The organism is Planctopirus sp. SH287, assembly GCF_056500625.1.
In genome coordinates this window covers 2,001,002-2,016,043 of sequence record NZ_CM151403.1, presented here as the reverse complement: position 1 = coordinate 2,016,043, position 15,042 = coordinate 2,001,002, and the positions used below count along the sequence as shown (strand labels likewise).

Here is a 15,042-nt window from a genome sequence, read left to right as displayed (position 1 = left end):
AGATTACAGAAGAGACTACTCATGCCCATTTTATCGGCAGTGACCATCAGTCTTGTGGAAGAGGCTCGCGGTGGGCCGTTTGTTTTCTGGGACGACTTTGAAGCAGGTTGCCGATCCGCTTCAGAACTGGGCTTTGATGCTGTTGAGTTGTTTGCACCTGCGCCAGGATTTATTTCTTCCAAGTCATTGCGAGAAATTCTCACGCGATATGGTCTCAAGCTCGCCGCAGTGGGAACGGGAGCGGGTTGGTTGCGCCAGCAGTTGTCTCTGACCAGTCCCGATGCGAATGTTCGCGCCAAGGCCAGGAAGTTCATTTCGGAGATGATCGACTATGGTGGGCCATTGGGAGCTTCGGCCATTATTGGCTCCATGCAAGGACGGGCAGCCACTCCTGATCTGATTCCGGAAGGGCGCATGTTGCTGGGGGAAGCGTTGGCCGAGTTGGGAGAACGGGCGTTTACACGGCACGGTATCCCATTAATCTACGAGCCATTGAACCGCTATGAAACGAACCTGTGCAATACTCAAGCTGATGGCGTCACGCTTCTTCAATCTTTTGGTGCTCCCGATTGCCGCTTGCTGGCCGACTTGTTTCATATGAATATCGAAGAGACCTCAATAGCCGAGGGCTTAAAGGAGGGGGGCGAGTGGATTGGTCATATCCATTACGTCGATTCCAACCGTAACGCGGCGGGGATGGGCCACCTTGACTTCCAGGAAGTCGCCTCCACACTGAAAAAGATTCGTTACAATGGCTACCTCTCAGCAGAGGCCCGCAGTCTGCCCGATGCCATCGGGGCGGCTACAGCCACGATCGAGAGTTACCGGCAGCACTTCGGAAAGTGATCTCTTCGGTTGAGATGTCGCACAGATCGGCAGGGTACATCGTCGTCAGTTCAGGATCCGCTGCCATGTTGATGAATGAATTTCCTCCCGAAGGAAAACCGGAGACTGTTCCTGAAGCGACGCCTGATTCTCTCGCAGACGCTCGGCTATATGTCCCTGATCAGGAAGGATGGGAAGCTCGAATCAAGCTCGATACCGAGCGGATGTATTGCTACGCCAAATGGACGGGTGAGGACTATTTCCACCTGATTCTCAATGGAGAAATTTATCTCATTCGAGATCATGAGAAGTACTGCCTCCGCTGCGCGTTGCGCCAAGGCGTTCTGACCCAGGATCGACTGTTCTGGCAGAACCGTGTGAAAAAACACCGGCCGCCAACCGTCTGAATAAAGGCCAGCAAATTACTCCGGCGGGGCCGTGTCATCACGCGCAGCACGCTCCTGCCCAAAAGCGAGCCGCAACTGGTGATCGGGTTGTGGCTCGCGAAACTCTTTGAACAGCAGACTTGGCTGGATGTCCTGATTGTGCTGGTATTTGTTGCTCTTGTATTCGGTGATGTCGCCAACCAACTGATGATAAAAAACCTGGCAGATCGGAACACCGGCATAAATCCGGATCGGATGTACGGCAAACATCTCCAGCGTCCAGTAGCCGCAGAAGCCCACATCGCCGAATCCTGCGGTCACATGCACAAACAGTCCCAGCCTTCCAATCGACGAGCGGCCTTCAAGCATCGGGACAAAGTTGTGGGTTTCGGTGTACTCGACTGTTCTTCCCAGATAGAGCTGCCCCGGTTGCAGGACAAGCCCTTCGGGAGGAATGACGTGCCGTCGATACCGATTGGGACGCTGCATATCGAGGATAATTTCCTCGTAAACCAGGAGTTCATCGTGCAACCGGAGATTGTAGCTGTTGGGGTTCAGCTGCTTTTCTTCAAAGGGTTCGATAACCAGGTTGCGCCCCAGTTGCGACCGAATTTCGTTTCCCGTGAGAATCATCTCTCGTTTGCATCCCCATTGTGTGTATCAGCCAGAGGACTCGACATCTTGCGATGACAGGTTTCTGCACTGGCGCAGGTTAAGTTTCTGGCCGCAGACATGCAACAGGTCATCCATTGAAAACGAGTTTTTCCAAGCTGAACGACGAATTTGCATCACAACACGACCGGCTTGAACCATCATTCTTTGATGCTGCTGTTCTTGCTCATGAGTGATTTCTTGCGAGGCTTTGAAGGTGTTGCAGAATCCAGAGGCTCCAGTCCCACACGACGGCAATCACTCAGTAGCGGACACGTCAGGCATTGGGGGCGTCGTGCGATACAAATGCGGCGGCCATGATGGATCAGGCGATGAGAGAACATGATCCATTCGGACTGAGGAATGATTTTAATGAGATCGCGTTCAATCGCTTCGGCAGAGTTTCCTTGTGTCAGCCCCAGCAACTTCGTGATTCGTTGCACATGTGTGTCGACCACAATGCCACTGGGAATCCCATGTGCTGTGCCCAGCAAAACATTGGCCGTCTTTCGACCAACACCCGGAAGAGCGACAAGCTCGTCGAGAGATGCGGGAATCTCTCCATTATGCTGCTCGACAACAGCACGAGCCATACCAATCAAGTTTGCGGCTTTGTTGCGGAAAAATCCTGTGGAACGAACAAGCTCCTCAACATCTTCCTGAGAGGCAGTCGCGAGTTCTCTCGGCGAAGGGTAAGCACGGAATAGTGCTGGTGTCACCATGTTTACACGTTCGTCAGTGCATTGGGCACTCAAAATCGTGGCGACAAGCAATTCATAAGGGGAGCTGTGAACCAGTGCACATTCGACATCAGGATAGAACTGTTTCAGCGTCGCTATGATGTTGGCAGCGCGTTCTTTGAGGTGCACAAAAGCCTCTTTGCGAGGACGTGATTCCCGGACTTCAGCAGGGGGGGGATCCTGTTTGACCGGCGGCTTGGACGACTTCTTCGCCATGCGATTACATTTCTTCCTGACAGAGACCAACTCTTAAGCCGCACGTTGCGATCGCACCATTTGATCTGGCTGGGCATCATATCGAATGTCACTTCACATGGCAGAGCAGGGCAGGGTATTCCTGGGTCTTGTCACATCCCAAAGTCTCTCTCATGACATAGCATGCTGTTCAACCCGTGACGCGACATGATGTTCAAAATATTACAATTGTTCGGAGCGATGCGGAACATAAAACTCTGCTGCCGTTGTGAGACCACGTGCCATCGGGCACTTTCCTCTGTAAACTAATGCTCTATGTCGAACAACGCCGTTGAGACAGGCCACTCATCAGAATCTCAGTCATGAAACCTGCACACTTTCTTACAGTGGGATAAGCCATGCCCAGATTTGATTCTGCCAAGGATTATCTTCAGGGATTCCGGGGAATTACTCCGATTTTCCCGCTGCCGAATGTGGTTTTGTTTCCTCATTCCTTACTGCCACTTCATATTTTCGAGCAGCGCTACCGGAAGATGATGAGCGATGCGCTTGAGGGCGACGGATTTCTATCAATCGCCCTTTACCGTCCCAAGCTCGATGGTCTCGTGACAACTGTTCCACGCCCAATCCATTCAATAGTCGGTATTGGCAAGATCATCGCATCTGACCGACTGCCTGATGGTCGTTATTATCTGGCTCTCCAGGGGTTAACTCGAGCACGTATGCAGGAAGAGCTGCCCTCTGGTTTATTGCCTTATCGGACGGGGCGATTTGAATGCCTGACCGATGAATGCGAACTCTCCATCAAAGAGCAGCAGCAGTTGGCCATGCGGTTGATCGAGCTTTTTGAGCGGGCATTTCCTCAGGCGGCGATCAAGAAGGTGCTACTCGAGGGAATGGATTGTCCACAACCACTCTCATTGGTTACTGATTTATTATCGGGTGCGATTCCTTTTTCGGCAGCATCTTCCCAGATCCTGCTGGAAATATGGAATCCTGTGAAACGGTCGGAAATGTTACTGAATATTATGGAAAGTCTGCTGACTCATAGCCCGTCGAATCACAGTCATCAAACGCTCAGCCTTCTGAATTTCCCCCCGCAGTTCAGTTCCAACTGACATTCGTAAGGCCTGCTCGTGCTCCGATCACAAGAGGCCACGGGCTTTAATTTCCAGGTAGCGTGAAATAATCGATGTCGTCAATCCATCGTGGGTGGCTTCAATCGCGAGAAGCCCTTCGCTATTGAGTTGGCGTAGCGTTTGCCTGTTTTCCTGCAAAAGATCGGCAGCCGCTGCAATCTCAAAGCTTTCCGGGGAATTACGCGGCATGTCACGTGCCCGCTCTTTGAGGCTCTCCTGCGACATGAATGCACATAGCACGAGATGGGGGGATCGAAGCCGACGAAACTCTCGGGCCATCTGCTCCAGATGCACATCGTCCATCGCGTAAGTCAATACCACGACGAGTGCTCGCTTACGATGACGACGGCGGAGTTCATCGACCAGTAATCGGTAATCCGTTGCCGTATATTCTGGCTGGAGATCATAGATCTGCCGAATCAGTGTTTCGATACTGCGTGCCCCACGAACTGGAGGGACATAGGCTCGTACCCGAGAGGAGCACGCCATTAAGCCAACATGGTCACCTTGACGGAGAGCCACGTAAGCCAGCAAGAGTGCTGAATTCATCACACGGTCAAAATGTGTTGCGCCTTCCTGGGTATGGCACATCGAGCGACCGCAGTCGAGGACCAGAATAATGTTCTGATTCCTCTCGACCGTATATTCTCGCGCGATCAATGATTCCTGCCGGGCAGAGGCTTTCCAGTCAATGTTCCGGAACTCATCCTCTCGGCGATATTCCCTCAGGCGGTCGAACGATGTTCCTTTTCCCTGCAACCGAGTCATGCGAACGCCAGCTTCTGCCAGACGGTTTTGACGAGCCAGCAGTTCGACACCACGAATCGCCTGCACATCCGGGTAGACTTTTGCCATTTGCGGTGCCGGGATCACCCAATGAATTTGCCACAAGTTCCAGGGGGAAGTTGCTCTCAGATGAATGGCACCGAACTGCACCTGGCCTCGAACTTCCGGGATAAAAAAATAGGCAAGTTTGACCAATTGACCCGGTATCAGCCGCAGTTGAACGGGAAGACCATCGACTTTCCCGGTCAGGGGCGTTTCATCGTGAATTTCAATGTGACAAGTCAGAGGGCCAGGCCAGCGAATGTCGAGTGAAATCGGATTTCTGGCACCGACACTGAGAACACGCCCGACTTTTCTTTGAACCTCAATCCGTCGTAATGCAGGACTTCTCCAGGCATCGACCACGGCAATCGCGACCAACATGAACGAGCAGAGAACGGCCAGCATCGCCCATGATGGAAACCAGCAGGCTGGAATCAATGGAAACCCCGCCATCGCCATCAACAGCAATAAATTGAGCCGGGGAGTCATGCTCGTGGAGCCTCAATCGATTCCAGTAATTCCTGCAGGATGACATCAATTGTTGAGCCTTCGATTTCAGCTTCGGGTTCAAGCCGAACACGGTGACGGAAGACCCAGGGGACAAGCTGTTTCACGTCATCGGGAACGACAAATGTCCGGCCCAGGCAGGCTGCCAATGCCCGTGAAGCAATCAGTAATCCAACGCTGGCACGGGGACTGGCACCAATTTCAATCGCAGGGTGCTCTCGTGTGGCGCTGACCAGATTGACAATGTAATTGATGATCGTTTTTTCTACGACGACCTGGCGAACGTCAGCCTGCAACTCCAGCACTTTTCGTTCGTCCAGCACCGTTTGGACATCGTAAGTGCTCATCCGTCGCGGATCATGCCCTTCGGCATAGGCGGCGAGAATACTGGCTTCCTGAGTCGGTGAGGGATAAGTCACCAGCATTTTGAACAGAAATCGATCTAACTGAGCCTCGGGAAGTGGATAAGTCCCTTCCTGTTCAATGGGATTCTGTGTGGCAATAGTAATAAATGGTTGAGGCAGGCGAATGGTTTTTCCATCAACTGTAACCTGAGATTCCTGCATCGCCTCTAGTAATGCCGCCTGTGTCTTGGCAGGTGCCCGATTGATTTCATCGGCAAGCAGCAGATTGGCAAAGACCGGCCCCTCACTGAAGTGAAACTGGCGCTCCTGCAGATTGTAGACCGAGTGTCCGGTAATATCAGAAGGCATCAGATCAGGGGTGAACTGAATCCGCGAATATCGGCAATGCAGGACACGGCTTAAAGTGGTGGCCAACAAAGTTTTTCCAAGCCCCGGTGGCCCTTCGATCAGCACATGTCCTTCAGAGAGCAAGGCGACAAACACCGCTTCAATTAATTCCTGCTGCCCGAAGACAACCTTTCCAACCTCTTGACGAACGGCTGCATAAGCTGCGGCAACATCAGCGACCGACATGAAACCCGACTCCGTCAAAGAGTTATGAAACGCTAAGGACATACGTCCCAAGGAACTGTGACATCATTCCGTATGTGGGTTCCTGATGCCATGAATTCATCAGGGAATTCATGAACTTGAGCGACTTTACGTAGGTGACGGCCAACAGATTGGCTGGGTAAAAATTGGCTCACTTGACCACGAAGCCGCAAGTTCCCAATGACTCAAAGCCTTACGCTGTCAGTCGTGGGGCAATTTGATCAATGATGAAATCGCCAATCTTCAGCGAAGCCGTGGCTGCCGGGGAAGGGGCGTTACAGACATTGACAACCAGGTCACGCTCCTGAATCAGGAAATCGTCAGCCAGATCACCGTTAGGAAGCAATGCCTGGGCACGAACACCCGCCGGCGCCGGTACCAGATCTTCTGCCTGGATATCAGGGACGAGCCTGCGCAGTGCCTGGACGAAAGCTCCTTTGCTGAGAGAACGCCACATCTCTCGCAGGCCTTCATCCCAGTTGCGCATCATCATGAGCAGGAAACCGCGATAAGTCAGCGTTTCAAACAAATCGTAGGGATTCAGACTGGTTTTATGGTATCCCTCGCGAGCGAACGCCAGTACGGCGTTCGGCCCACATTCGACTCCACCATGAATCATGCGCGTCAAATGGACGCCCAGAAAGGGAAAATTCGGGTCAGGCACGGGATAGATCAGCCCCCGGCATAATTTGTGAGCCGAAGGCTTCAATTCAAAGTATTCACCTCGAAAGGGAACAATCTGAGCCGGTGGTACTTGTCCCGAAAGCCACGTCAAACGATCACTGTGCAGACCGCCGCAATTGATCACGATCTTCCCTTCGATGGGGCCTCGTGTCGATTCGACGACCATGTGGTTTCCATGCCGATACATGCCGTAAACGCGCGCAGAGGTCAGGATTGTGCTGCCCTGGTTGCGGATTTTTTCAGCCATCCGGTCACAGATTTGCCGGAAGTCCACGATGCCGGCGTCAGGGACATGAACCGCTGCCAGACCCGAGACATAGGGTTCAATTTCCCGCAGACGCTCACTGGAAATTTTTTCTGCTCGCACACCATTCGCTATGGCACGTTCATGCAGTTTGTCGAGTTGAGGAAGCTCAGATGGCTGCGTGGCAACAATCACTTTGCCGCAAAGTTCAAAAGGAATGTCTTCCTGTTCACAGAATTGCTGGAGCATCAACTTGCCATCACGGGCATTACTGGCTCTCAATGTTCCTGGCTTGTAGTAGATGCCTGTGTGCAGAACCCCGGAATTGTGTCCCGTCTGGTGTTGGGCAATTTCACGTTCTTTATCCAGCACTGTGACATGTGCGTGGGGAAATCGCTCGATCAGTCGATACGCCGTCGCCAGGCCAACAATGCCGGCACCAATAATGACGACCTCCGATCGCTGCATACCTGTTCCTCTCCATTATGATCTGAACCAGCTTCAGGCTGACATCCTTCACGCCTCGCCGGCAAAGCTTCGCAAATATCCCCAGTGCGAACAACCAGTCAGCTTGCAAAAGTCTTGTGAAGAGAAATCAAGGCCTCATTGTCATCTCAAGAAACGCCACAACCCGGCAAGCCAGAGCCAACCGGGTTGATAGCGAATATCAGGAGATATCAGGCAGTAAAGGGAGAAACGCTGGCAGGCATTTCCTGTGGATCATCATACGGAACTCGAAAGTGCCCGTTTGAATCCCGATCTTTACTTCCCAGGTCTATGTCGAAGGTGTGAGGGTCACTTAGCGAACCACGCCCACCCAGCAGTAGCGACCACCGGAAACCATGTAACCAAAGCCGCATTCTGACCCGCTCAGAAGGATTGAATGATGTGGTGGCGAATAGATCCACCCTTGAACAGCCGCATCGGCTGAAGTCACTCCCTGAAAAATCACCTCCATGTAAGGGAGTCCACTGTGGGCAAACACTCCGGTGGTGGCCATGTAGTTGGCGTGCTGCTGAGCATGAGCACACATGACCGGATTAATTGCGAGCGGCGCCTTGCCCATCCGGGCACGGTGTGCATTGGTGAGTTGCACCAGCCGCTGAATCGTTGGGTGCTGTGTCAGGTAGCTATAGTCATTGGCAATCCCTTCAGGGGTATGTCCAACCAGAGAGGCCACTGCCACCAGCGCCGCGCAAACGATTCCATACTTCATTAGATATCCCTCCATGTGGAAGAAGACATCCGGCCCAGTCACAAGGCTCATCCAAGAGAAAGGTGCTCAGGCCCGAGTGTCCAATGTGCGACAGACGCCCTGTCGCAACTGGAAAACACGGTAAACCAGAAAAACTTTGCCGATCAAGTGTACGGAACCTGAATTTCAGTTCAGTGTTCATCAGTCACTTGAAAAATGATCTTGTTGCACATGACTGACGGCTGATGGTTTCTGGACAATTTGGCTTCAGTCAGGCGGGCTTATTCAAGCTTGGCCATAACAGACTTTGCGGCTTTTCCCGCATTTTATCGTCAAGATCACACATTGATTCTCTTTGAAAATCACCCGCGATGTGACGTCGATAAGCGACAAGCCCGACTGCTCACGGCGCCTAAGCGATTCATCAGAGACGTAATCTGGAGAATAATCTGCAAGATTTTTTTTCAGCTTTTTTTGCCACAAACGCTGCTTGTACACTGCATTGAACGTCGAAATCAGCAAGTGGCCGCCAGTTTTGTAGGGTGAAATCACTGAATCGAGTGGTTCTTGGAGCGGCATATTGATGGGTAAACCACCGCTAAAATGGGCTTTCAACGGTGGTCAATAGGGGCGACTCATTACTCGTCGGTGAGCCAGCGAAGGACATCGTCGTCGCCGTCCTCCGCGTTGGGACTCGGTGCCGGGCGTCCTGGCCCCAACGGCGGGAGCGCTGACGAAGAGTGAGAAGAGGGGGGATTTGTAGAGGATCCACTGCTCGAGGATGACGGCCGCGACGAAGAGGATCGTGGCCATGGTCGCCTTTCTGGTTCTGTCAGCCCGGCTTTTTCCAGAAGGCTTCGCGAGAAGGCGTTTTCTTCTTCGTTAAGTGGCGCCGGTTCTGAACTTCCTGGCACATAATCAATATTGAAGCGGTGCTTTGCAAAAGTGACTTCATCTCCAGGGTTCAGCCACCGGGTCTCGTGGCGAACCCCGTTAACCTTAGTGCCATTGCTCGATCCCAGATCGTGCATTTTCCAATATCCTTGCTCATACAGCAGTTCGCAGTGCTGAGAGGATACGTTTGAGAATTCGAGGACAACGTCACAGGAAGGGCGACGTCCAACGACAATTCTTGCCTGCAACAATGGGATCGGATCACCGCCACCGATCGGAATGAGCTGACCTAGCATATGCCATCCCATAGTCTGGGTTTGCGTATCGCACCAAGAAGTCATTTCAGTCAAAACGGATGAGGCATTTCAGTCGACATCCCGAATCCATCTATCAACTTTGATCAATTATGACCGATGGATCGCGGAAGACGACCCATATCGCGTGATGATTGGCATTTTCCCTGTTTTATAAGCGGGAAATGCAGTTTCTCAGGATTAAAGATTCGATAGATTTTCCTGAGAAAAGGGGACAAACCCTCATATCAATGTCTTACCATGTCTATCGGTGTCGTGGCCGTGGTTTCACGAACCAGATCAGGACAAGAAAGACGGTCAACGCCATCACCAGATACAAAACGGGCACACGAATACGTGCCAGCAGTACCAGGAGCACGAGCATGACTCCCACGCCCCACAAGGGAAGGACAGCCACTCTTCGATTGGTCAATCGTTGGGGAATAAATAACCACAACGCCCCCAGAAGAATCCCAATCCGCAGCAGTGCGCCGCCCATCCCATCAGCCTGATGACGATCCCAGAGAGTCAGCAGGAGCGCAACGCCCCCGCATGCCAGCGACATCAGTCCCAGCAGGGATCGGTTCACAGTGACCTGCTGGCGGATCAAAAGTCATGGCCTCGTTAGTGCTGCAAAATCAGCCTGACTCAAGATTCACGGTGAATCCATGAGCACATTTGGAGAAAACCCTCCCGCAGATAGCACCGGTGCCGATGATTCTGGTACCGGGAGGGTTAACGCAACACTCCTCTGACTAATGAGCGGGTTTCAGTTCACCAGATGGCCCTGATTCACCCGGAGTGCGCCAACGATGGCCCGATTCCCAAAGCAATTCATCAGCCTCTCGCGGCCCCCATGCTCCTGAACGATACGGCTCGGGGACAACCTGCTTGTCTTCCCAGAACTTGAGCACAGGGTCAACGAACTGCCAAGCCGCTTCTAGTTCGTCGCTTCTCATAAACAGAGTCGAGTCACCACGCAGAACTTCCAGAAGCAACCGCTCGTAGGCCTCTGGCAACGCTTCGGCAAAAGCCTCTTCGTACTTGAAATCCATCTTCACCGGGTGAATCTGATACTGCATCCCAGGACGTTTAGTCGAGAATCGGAGCGAAATTGATTCGCTGGGCTGAATTCGGAAAATCAGCGTATTGGGCCGTGCGCCGACCAGGTCGCAAATGTCTCCTTCGCACTCCACGGTACTGAACAGATTCAGCGGTGGCAGCTTGAACTGGATTGCAATTTCCGAAACGCGTTTGGGAAGCCGCTTGCCTGTCCGCAGGTAAAAGGGGACTCCGGCCCAGCGCCAGTTGTCAATTTCGACTTTCATCGCCACATACGTTTCTGTACGTGAATCCGGTGCAATCCGTTCTTCCGAGAGATAACTGGCAGCCGCTTGCCCATCGACCATTCCCGCGGAATACTGTCCGGGAACGACCCAGGAGCTGATGTCACCTTTATTACCCGGCCTCAGGCACTTAAGCACTTTCAATTTTTCGTCATGCAGGTCAGACGCAAGGAACCGGGCAGGGGGTTCCATGCCAATCAGGCATAACAGTTGAAGAACATGGTTCTGAAGAACATCACGAAGTGCTCCTGACTTATCGTAATATCCGCCCCGACCTCGCTCCATGCCCTGCGATTCGGCGACGGTAATCTGAATGTGCTCCACATGACTGCGATTCAGGAGAGGCTCGAAAATGGAGTTCCCAAATCGAAAGAGCAGGATGTTCTGAACAGTCTCTTTCCCGAGATAATGATCGATACGATAAATCTGATCTTCTCGCAGTAACCGCTTCAGATTGGCACTGAGTTGCTGAGCCGAAGCCAGATCGTGTCCGAACGGTTTTTCAAAAACCACACGCAACCAGTGCTCGTCGTCACGGTCAGGGATCATATTTGCCAGCGACAAATGCTCGACGGCTGGCAAAAAAAGATCGGGAGAGGTGGCCATGTAAATCACACGGTTTGGTGGCAAGCCAGCTGCCTCTTCGAGCTTTTTCAGATCGGTGCAAAGTCCTTCATACTCATTGGCATCCGAGATATCTGTCTGACGATAAAACAGTCGCGACGAAAACTTCACCCACTTTTCAGGGGAAACTTCGCCGTCACGTACCGAGGTGCGGATGGCGTCATAAATTTCGCTGCGGAACTCCTCGTGAGATTTTTCCCGACGAGCTACCCCCACAATAGGTGAGTTATCGCTCAGATACCCATCATTCCAGAGGTCATACAGAGCCGGAAGCAATTTACGCGCTGTCAGATCGCCGGAAGCACCGAAAATGACGACTGTGGCTTGTGGCGTCGTCACGGACTGACCGATCATGGTTCACATTCCCTTATTCAAACGACTGGTCGGCAGGCAGGGTGAAGTCGCGAGGTTGGGCTTCACCCTGTAATACCCAGACTGTATCGAAGACGATGGAATCTGCACTCCAACGGCCATCGACCAGAATTGCAAGGGTGCAGCATGAACACTGAGCCGAGATGAATGTAAATTTTCCCGTACTTATGAATGAGGTGATACTGTAAGGGAAGAGGATTGCCGCAAGCGGCAGATAGTCGGCAAAAGTGATCCCGGCTGCGAGGCACGGGAAAAACCTCATGATTTTCGCAGCAGCAATTGTTTATTATGAAATATTAAGGCGCCATTGGATTGTCAGCGGCTTGCCAGTTAGTGTGGCGCAAAGTCCAATCAAGGCTTGGTGATCTGACGACAATTGTCAATTGCGATGGCGAAAGTGTCTTCACTCATTTCTCACAGAAATATTACGGCAGATCCAGGCGTGTCTTCTGAAAAACACGCAAAACTTTTTTACAGACAAAGCTCAGCCGCTCTTTTGATCCCTTCTTCATTTTTCATGTGAGGCCATCGTGAAACAGTATGATTTTGAAAGCAGTGTCGGATATTGGTTAGGGACAGCAACACAAAGCTACCAGAGGGCACTTAACGCAGAACTTGAGAAGTATGGCATTACTTACCGCCAATCACATGTCATCGGCTGGCTCGCCAAGGACAAGGAACTCTGCCAGACAGAACTGGCTGAACGAATGATGATCGAACCTCCCACTTTGGTTCGTATTCTGGATCGTATGGAACAAGCCAGGCTGATTGAACGCACTGAAGCCTATGGGGATCGTCGAAAAAAGATTATCCGCTTGCTGCCTGCTGCCGAGCCAATCTGGGAAAAAATTGTTGATTGCGTGATGGAAGTCCGAGCGATTGCTGTCGAAAACTTCTCGTCTCAGGAAATTCAGACTCTGATCGCCAGCCTGCGAAAAGTCCATGAAAATGTTATTGCAGAGACCCCGGAAGTCGTTCAACCTGTGTCATAAGACTTAAACTCCAGCGTCAACATTTGCTGAAAATAAGAAGGCGAAGCGAGGTTGGTCTGGCATGACAAGCACCGAGAGCTGGCGGGAACTCCATCGATGTTGCACACGGCCCTTCGAGCCATGATCACGGCCTGCCTGTTAATGGGAGCCATTCTCATTAGCGAGGTCGTGGTTGACGTGGCTCGAAGTCGCGGAGATTTTGCTGACCATCAAATTGGCAGACGAGTTGACGTTTTCATTACTCGAATTCGCTCTGTGGTGATGTACTGGGCGAATCTGTTTCCTGAAGAAGCTTGATAGCATCTCAACCGTGTTTGCATCCTGATGTGTTGCGAATTCCTGGTGGTCGCACAAAAACTCTCTTTTTCCTGTGGGAGATGAAAACGCGGCTGATCATGACGCGGGCCTCCCGGCTGTTTAATGAGATAAAGAGACACTCGTGATTGTTGATCAACTCTCCCATGCCGCCTGTTATTACTCATTATCGCCACAAATTCAGCGAGCGTTGGAGTTTCTTGCTTCTGAAGAATGTGCTGGTCTAAAACCAGGTCGCTATGAAATTGATGGCCAGAATCTGATCGCGATTGTCGAAGAATACCAGACAAAGAGAGAGGATCAGGCCGTTTGGGAATCTCATCGGCGCTATGTCGACGTGCAATATGTTGTCCACGGCGAAGAGTCATTTGGCCTGGCAACGTCTCATGATCATCTCCCTGTCAAAATGCCCTATTCAACGGAGCGTGATGTCACATTCTACGAGTCAGGCAGTCGTCGATTGGTTGTCTCAGCCGGGATGTTTCTGATTTTTTTTCCGCAGGATATTCACGCACCAGGATTGGCCGTTAATGCTCCATCGCCAGTGCGAAAAGTGGTGATGAAAGTGAAAGGTGATTGGACATAAGGACGATTTGGCACTCTGGCCAAAATTTGACTTTGACACCTGAGTCCTGTGAGAACATCGCCAGGGAACCTCAAATCTGCTTCTTTCGGATGCGAAGTCTCACTTTTCGTGTCAAGATACCCTTACCAAAAAATCGCCAGTCCTCCCGGCAGTCTCAAAAACACCCAACAGAAACGCATCTGAGCAAAGACTTCTCAGGCAATGATTCCCGGTGAACGGATAAAAAAGAGGAGTTCGATTGCTGAAAACTGCTGACAGGCAAACTGTGGATCATGGGTTGTCGTTTTAAGTCAATTAATTCGGGGTGTCGAAAAGCGAAGAGGCCGTGGTTTCTGGTCGGGTAGCCGAGGGGACTGAAGAAGGGCAATGAATGTTGATTCCGGAACTTTTTATTCGTGTGGCCAAGGTCGAAACTTACCTGCGGGGAGAGTTGCTGACCAATGCCAGCGGGTTTTTCTTCCTGTGGAAAGGCATCGTTTATCTCATTACCAATCGGCATGTCTGTCGCGACGATGCCGCTGGTCATCAGCCTGATTTTCTGAAGCTTCAACTGCACACTCGCCGGGATGACCCGAAACAAAATGGGCCACTGGCCATCCCACTTTACGAGAACAACCTATCCCGTTGGAAAGTTCACCCCAGTAATCGTCCCGAGATTGATGTGGTCGCGGTTCCTCTGGCTGAAGAGGGATTAACAAGTCGATTCCTGTTTTCCAGTTTTAGTGCCCACGACGTCCTGGGTTCTGATGAAACGCTGCCTCCTGGTCAGCAAGTTCTCATCATCGGATTTCCTCTGGGATTCCATGATACGCTGCATAACCTCCCGCTGGTTCGCCAGGCTGTCGTGGCCAGTGATTTCGCCCATCCTTTCAAGGGCCACCCCTACTTTGTGACAGATGCCCGCACCCATCGCGGCACCAGCGGTTCCCCTGTCGTTGCCAAATTGCGGCGACCAACGGCGGTGGCTGGGCAATTTGAGGATCGATGGTGCCTGTTGGGTATTCATGCCGCCACACTTGATGTTTCCAACCGCGATCCCATTTATGATGACCGATTGGGGCTTAACGTGACATGGTATGCCAGCCTGATCCCGGAGATCATCGAAGGCGTGCTTCCAACAGCTCCAAAAAACAATTCATCCCAAGGGGCAGCTAATCCACAGCTTCCTGTGACCAGTGCGACAGTGGCAAATCCTTCCTCCAATCCCCAAACTGGGATTGTCTCAAGGCCTTTGTCATGATGAAGTAACTGCAAGCGGCAACGGTGTTCG

17 protein-coding genes are annotated in these 15,042 nt (G+C 51.9%); 7 read left to right on the top strand and 10 right to left on the bottom strand.

Annotated features, from left to right (window positions below; genetic code table 11):
• The first annotated feature begins 21 nt into the window (after positions 1–21).
• Together SH287x_RS07575 and SH287x_RS07570 are read left to right on the top strand one after the other, a co-directional pair.
• On the top strand, positions 22–846 hold the full coding sequence (locus tag SH287x_RS07575) for a TIM barrel protein (protein ID WP_479518021.1): 825 nt from the start codon (positions 22–24) through the stop codon (positions 844–846).
• A gap of 65 nt (positions 847–911) precedes the next feature.
• A complete protein-coding gene (locus SH287x_RS07570; RefSeq protein WP_479518019.1) occupies positions 912–1,232 on the top strand; it encodes a hypothetical protein in 321 nt (106 codons plus the stop codon).
• Between the two features lie 15 nt (positions 1,233–1,247).
• Here SH287x_RS07570 and dcd read toward each other — a convergent pair whose 3' ends face one another.
• On the bottom strand, positions 1,248–1,844 hold the full coding sequence (gene dcd / locus SH287x_RS07565) for a dCTP deaminase (protein ID WP_479518017.1): 597 nt from the start codon (positions 1,842–1,844) through the stop codon (positions 1,248–1,250).
• Positions 1,845–2,023: 179 nt separating this feature from the next.
• Positions 2,024–2,818 (bottom strand): endonuclease III, encoded by a 795-nt coding sequence (nth, locus tag SH287x_RS07560; protein ID WP_479518016.1) that lies wholly within the window; start codon positions 2,816–2,818, stop codon positions 2,024–2,026.
• 377 nt (positions 2,819–3,195) lie between these two features.
• Here nth and SH287x_RS07555 point away from each other — a divergent pair, with 377 nt between their 5' ends.
• A complete protein-coding gene (locus SH287x_RS07555) occupies positions 3,196–3,915 on the top strand; it encodes an LON peptidase substrate-binding domain-containing protein (protein ID WP_479518015.1) in 720 nt (239 codons plus the stop codon).
• A 27-nt stretch (positions 3,916–3,942) separates the two neighbouring features.
• On the opposite strand, the gene SH287x_RS07550 is transcribed toward SH287x_RS07555, so the two are convergent.
• The 8 genes from SH287x_RS07550 to zwf all read right to left on the bottom strand — a co-directional run bounded on the left by SH287x_RS07550 (position 3,943) and on the right by zwf (position 11,861).
• Positions 3,943–5,253: a DUF58 domain-containing protein gene (locus tag SH287x_RS07550; protein WP_479518014.1), complete on the bottom strand. Its 1,311-nt coding sequence runs from the start codon at positions 5,251–5,253 to the stop codon at positions 3,943–3,945.
• On the bottom strand, positions 5,250–6,209 hold the full coding sequence (locus SH287x_RS07545) for an AAA family ATPase (RefSeq protein WP_479518012.1): 960 nt from the start codon (positions 6,207–6,209) through the stop codon (positions 5,250–5,252). Before SH287x_RS07545 ends, SH287x_RS07550 begins: the two co-directional genes overlap by 4 nt.
• Positions 6,210–6,420: 211 nt before the next feature.
• Entirely contained in the window at positions 6,421–7,623 is a 1,203-nt protein-coding gene (gene lhgO, locus SH287x_RS07540; RefSeq protein WP_479518010.1) for an L-2-hydroxyglutarate oxidase, read from the bottom strand.
• A gap of 331 nt (positions 7,624–7,954) precedes the next feature.
• Positions 7,955–8,371, bottom strand: coding sequence for a CAP domain-containing protein (locus SH287x_RS07535; RefSeq protein ID WP_479518008.1), 417 nt, complete (start codon positions 8,369–8,371; stop codon positions 7,955–7,957).
• Positions 8,372–8,635: 264 nt separating this feature from the next.
• Positions 8,636–8,965, bottom strand: a complete 330-nt coding sequence (locus tag SH287x_RS07530) for a hypothetical protein (RefSeq protein ID WP_479518007.1) — start codon at positions 8,963–8,965, stop codon at positions 8,636–8,638.
• Positions 8,966–8,988: 23 nt separating this feature from the next.
• Positions 8,989–9,540 (bottom strand): FHA domain-containing protein, encoded by a 552-nt coding sequence (locus tag SH287x_RS07525; RefSeq protein WP_479518006.1) that lies wholly within the window; start codon positions 9,538–9,540, stop codon positions 8,989–8,991.
• Positions 9,541–9,802: 262 nt separating this feature from the next.
• On the bottom strand, positions 9,803–10,126 hold the full coding sequence (locus SH287x_RS07520; RefSeq protein ID WP_479518005.1) for a hypothetical protein: 324 nt from the start codon (positions 10,124–10,126) through the stop codon (positions 9,803–9,805).
• Between the two features lie 166 nt (positions 10,127–10,292).
• Positions 10,293–11,861, bottom strand: a complete 1,569-nt coding sequence (zwf, locus tag SH287x_RS07515) for a glucose-6-phosphate dehydrogenase (protein ID WP_479518004.1) — start codon at positions 11,859–11,861, stop codon at positions 10,293–10,295.
• Positions 11,862–12,409: 548 nt separating this feature from the next.
• On the opposite strand from zwf, the gene SH287x_RS07510 reads away from it, so the two are divergent.
• The 4 genes from SH287x_RS07510 (at position 12,410) to SH287x_RS07495 (ending at position 15,012) form a co-directional block, all read left to right on the top strand.
• Entirely contained in the window at positions 12,410–12,871 is a 462-nt protein-coding gene (locus SH287x_RS07510) for a MarR family winged helix-turn-helix transcriptional regulator (protein ID WP_479518003.1), read from the top strand.
• Between the two features lie 96 nt (positions 12,872–12,967).
• On the top strand, positions 12,968–13,168 hold the full coding sequence (locus tag SH287x_RS07505; protein ID WP_479518001.1) for a hypothetical protein: 201 nt from the start codon (positions 12,968–12,970) through the stop codon (positions 13,166–13,168).
• 142 nt (positions 13,169–13,310) lie between these two features.
• Positions 13,311–13,772, top strand: a complete 462-nt coding sequence (locus SH287x_RS07500) for a NanQ anomerase/TabA/YiaL family protein (RefSeq protein ID WP_479517999.1) — start codon at positions 13,311–13,313, stop codon at positions 13,770–13,772.
• A 370-nt stretch (positions 13,773–14,142) separates the two neighbouring features.
• On the top strand, positions 14,143–15,012 hold the full coding sequence (locus SH287x_RS07495; RefSeq protein ID WP_479517998.1) for a S1 family peptidase: 870 nt from the start codon (positions 14,143–14,145) through the stop codon (positions 15,010–15,012).
• Positions 15,013–15,042 lie beyond the last annotated feature (30 nt).

What these genes read in the sequence shown, in the direction of transcription:
- SH287x_RS07505 (WP_479518001.1), top strand. Translation starts at nt 12,968, where the DNA reads ATGTTGCACACGGCCCTTCGAGCCATGATCACGGCCTGCCTGTTAATG.
- SH287x_RS07550 (WP_479518014.1), bottom strand. Translation starts at nt 5,253, where the DNA reads ATGACTCCCCGGCTCAATTTATTGCTGTTGATGGCGATGGCGGGGTTT.
- lhgO (WP_479518010.1), bottom strand. Translation starts at nt 7,623, where the DNA reads ATGCAGCGATCGGAGGTCGTCATTATTGGTGCCGGCATTGTTGGCCTG.
- nth (WP_479518016.1), bottom strand. Translation starts at nt 2,818, where the DNA reads ATGGCGAAGAAGTCGTCCAAGCCGCCGGTCAAACAGGATCCCCCCCCT.
- SH287x_RS07495 (WP_479517998.1), top strand. Translation starts at nt 14,143, where the DNA reads ATGTTGATTCCGGAACTTTTTATTCGTGTGGCCAAGGTCGAAACTTAC.
- SH287x_RS07570 (WP_479518019.1), top strand. Translation starts at nt 912, where the DNA reads ATGTTGATGAATGAATTTCCTCCCGAAGGAAAACCGGAGACTGTTCCT.
- SH287x_RS07545 (WP_479518012.1), bottom strand. Translation starts at nt 6,209, where the DNA reads ATGTCGGTCGCTGATGTTGCCGCAGCTTATGCAGCCGTTCGTCAAGAG.
- SH287x_RS07555 (WP_479518015.1), top strand. Translation starts at nt 3,196, where the DNA reads ATGCCCAGATTTGATTCTGCCAAGGATTATCTTCAGGGATTCCGGGGA.
- SH287x_RS07575 (WP_479518021.1), top strand. Translation starts at nt 22, where the DNA reads ATGCCCATTTTATCGGCAGTGACCATCAGTCTTGTGGAAGAGGCTCGC.
- SH287x_RS07535 (WP_479518008.1), bottom strand. Translation starts at nt 8,371, where the DNA reads ATGAAGTATGGAATCGTTTGCGCGGCGCTGGTGGCAGTGGCCTCTCTG.
- SH287x_RS07525 (WP_479518006.1), bottom strand. Translation starts at nt 9,540, where the DNA reads ATGCTAGGTCAGCTCATTCCGATCGGTGGCGGTGATCCGATCCCATTG.
- dcd (WP_479518017.1), bottom strand. Translation starts at nt 1,844, where the DNA reads ATGATTCTCACGGGAAACGAAATTCGGTCGCAACTGGGGCGCAACCTG.
- zwf (WP_479518004.1), bottom strand. Translation starts at nt 11,861, where the DNA reads ATGATCGGTCAGTCCGTGACGACGCCACAAGCCACAGTCGTCATTTTC.